The sequence below is a fragment of the Clostridium sp. genome (assembly GCF_032552055.1).
In the GTDB taxonomy this organism is placed as follows: domain Bacteria; phylum Bacillota; class Clostridia; order Clostridiales; family Clostridiaceae; genus Clostridium.
The window spans coordinates 1-2,947 of sequence record NZ_JAWGSV010000322.1 but is presented as its reverse complement, the minus strand read 5'-3'; the positions used below and the strand labels follow the sequence as shown (position 1 = coordinate 2,947).

The 2,947-nt window shown below is 25.0% G+C and carries 3 protein-coding genes; 1 reads left to right on the top strand and 2 read right to left on the bottom strand.

From position 1 onward, the window contains the following. Positions 1 to 125 precede the first annotated feature (125 nt). On the bottom strand, positions 126 to 1,247 hold the full coding sequence (locus tag E6248_RS14900; RefSeq protein WP_316341563.1) for a response regulator: 1,122 nt from the start codon (positions 1,245 to 1,247) through the stop codon (positions 126 to 128). Positions 1,248 to 1,640: 393 nt separating this feature from the next. Between E6248_RS14900 and E6248_RS14895 the strand changes: the two genes are divergently transcribed. Continuing rightward, a complete protein-coding gene (locus tag E6248_RS14895) occupies positions 1,641 to 2,192 on the top strand; it encodes a 50S ribosomal protein L25 (protein ID WP_316341562.1) in 552 nt (183 codons plus the stop codon). Between the two features lie 153 nt (positions 2,193 to 2,345). On the opposite strand, the gene rpsD is transcribed toward E6248_RS14895, so the two are convergent. After that, a complete protein-coding gene (gene rpsD, locus E6248_RS14890) occupies positions 2,346 to 2,939 on the bottom strand; it encodes a 30S ribosomal protein S4 (RefSeq protein ID WP_316341564.1) in 594 nt (197 codons plus the stop codon). Positions 2,940 to 2,947: the final 8 nt, after the last annotated feature.

Below are 2,947 nucleotides of genomic sequence, written 5' to 3'. Positions count from 1 at the left end.
GTAAAAGCTACTCTTCTTGTCTTTTTCATAATCTCCCTCCATTGCATAATTTTGCTAATATTGATTATTAAAAAATTATAGTTATCAATACTCACAAAACACTCACAAATGGATAAAGTGTAAAGTTACAATTTATCTAATAAATTTAAATATAGCAACTCAGTTGATTTTCTAGGTTCTATATCTAACTCTTCCTTTAAGGTTATTTCTAGCTTTTTATAAATATTAATTATATTTAATTTATCATTAAACTTATAAAAAGTTTTCATAAGCATCTCTATGGCATCTTCATCTATAGGATTTAGTTTTAAAAACTTTTTTGTATACTCTTCTGATTTATAATATAAGTTTTTATCATAATAATATTTGCTTAAAGCTTTTATAGTATTAAGATAATATTTTTCAATATTTTCTTTTAAATCTATAGCCCAAACATAATCCTTACTTCCATATAAATCGCCCTTATACATTGATAGAATAACCTCAATATTTTTTATTTTTGGTTCATTTAAAATAATTTTTTTATTCATTAAATCTTCTAATTCCCATAAATCACAATATATATTTTCAAAAATTCCGCTATAACCGCCTTGCTGATGTATTATTTGATTTTCTATTCCATAAAATTTCAATGTTTTTTTTAGTATATATACTGTATTATGTAAATTATGAAGTGCTTTCTCTGAGGTTAAATTAGACCATAGCATTTCACATAACTTCCATTTATCAACCTTTTCTCCTCTTAAATATATAAAGTATGCAAATAATTCTTCCTCTTTAACAGTTGGCCATTTTACTACATCTTTTCCACCATTCCCATATACTTCGAAGTTACCTAATGTAATTATTTGATTTTCATATGAATTTCCAGTAAAATAAATGCTCTTTTTTCTATATTTTAATAATCTTTTTACAGTAAGATCTAACACATCTTTTGTTAATGGCTTTAATATATAATTAATTGCATTTACCTTAAAAGCTTCAATGGCATACTTTTCATATGATGTTAAAAATACTATTTGTATATTTTCATTAAACTCTTCAATTTTCTCAGCAATTTCTATTCCGTTAATTTCTGGCATTTCTATATCTAAAAATACAACATCAGGCTTTAATTTATTTAAAGATTTTAAAAATTTATTTCCATTATAAAATTCTCCCACAATATTTAAGTATTCGTTTTTGCTAATAATATTTTTCTCAATCTCTAGAATTAAGGGATCATCATCAACAATTATAGTTCTCATTTCAATTCCTCACCTTTTTAAATAAAATTTATATTTATCTACTCCTTAAATTGTACCTCTTTCCAATACACTCATAAATACCACTTCCAAAAATAGAACAAATTTACTATTATCTTAATATTTTCTAATATAACTTGGTTTATCATAAAACAAGACATGATTTTTTATTAATTTTTCATTTTTATTGCACTTTTTTAATATAACTTTTTTTACATCATTTGCTTTATTTGTTATTACAATGTAAGCTATAAGAATATAAGGGAGGTTGATGCATATGTGGGGCTTTAGATTAAGCTCTATTATTGTTTATTAATGTAATTACCAAAGCTTTATAGAGCTTAATAAAAACTAAGTATTCAAATTAAGAATTAAGTTTTTAGGAGGTATTTATAAATGTCAAATTTAGCCTTAAAGGTATATAATAGAAATATAAAAGAAAATCAATCAAAACTTAGAAAGAAGGGAGAAATTCCTGGAATTATTTACGGTGAATTCCTTGAAGAAAATCTTCCAGTTAAAATGTGTAATGCAGAACTAAGAAGACTACTTAAAAAGAATAGCAGTGGATCAATTTTAGAAGTTTCACTTGAAGAAAGAAAAATTAACTGCGTTGTTAAAGAAGTACAGAAAAATGAGAGACATGAAATCATTCATGTTGATTTTCAATATATTAAACCTAATGAAATAATTAAAATGAGAATTCCAATTAAATTTATTGGACAAGATTTATTAGAAACTAAAAGACTTACATTAGAAACACATAATTTATATATAGATTTACAGGGAGATGTAGAAAAAATACCTGAATCTATAGAGATTGATGCTTCCGATATGAAATTAGATGATAAAGTATTTATTGAAGATATTGTTATTCCAGCGGATATAACAATTTTAAGCGACTCCAAAACTCTTTTAGCAGTTGTTAGTAGTCAATATTTTAATTAAATTATATAAGTTCTAACATATATAATTTAAAAAGGATGATTCTTAATATAGAATCATCCTTTTAATTATTAATGAGGTCTAACTATATACTGCACTATATAGCTTTGGCAAAATATACTTTAATTTTGAGAAGATATGAATTTAAAACTAGATTTACCTTGAGTAGAACTCTACTATTAGATTTTCATTTATTTCAATAGGTATTTCTTCTCTTAATGGATATCTTTTATATACAGCTTTAAAGTCATCTAAATTAGACTCAATGTAAGGTAGTGTATTTGTGTGGTTATTTAAGTAATAATTATAGTTAGAAGACTTTCTTGATTTTTCTCTTAAAGAAATTTCTGTACCTGGTTCAACCTTATAAGATGGTATATCTATCTTTTTACCATTTACTAATATATGACCGTGATTTACCATTTGTCTTGCTGCTCTTATAGAGTTAGCAAAACCCATTCTATATACAAGATTATCTAATCTAGACTCTAGTCTAATTAATAAAGCTTCTCCAGTTGTACCATTCTTAGCTTTAAAAGCATCTTCAACATATTTTCTAAATTGCTTTTCTAAGATTCCATAATAAGCTCTTAACCTTTGCTTTTCTAATAGTCTTATACCATATTCAGATAATTTTTTATCTGCTCTACTTGTTCCTTTAGTAGCTCTATTCATAGCCTTTGGATGTCCTGAAACATTCAATCCAAGCCTTCTACTTTCTTTAAATCTTGGGCTTCTCTTTCTAGCCATTTCTTTCC

What these genes read in the sequence shown, in the direction of transcription:
- E6248_RS14900 (WP_316341563.1), bottom strand. Translation starts at nt 1,247, where the DNA reads ATGAGAACTATAATTGTTGATGATGATCCCTTAATTCTAGAGATTGAG.
- E6248_RS14895 (WP_316341562.1), top strand. Translation starts at nt 1,641, where the DNA reads ATGTCAAATTTAGCCTTAAAGGTATATAATAGAAATATAAAAGAAAAT.
- rpsD (WP_316341564.1), bottom strand. Translation starts at nt 2,939, where the DNA reads ATGGCTAGAAAGAGAAGCCCAAGATTTAAAGAAAGTAGAAGGCTTGGA.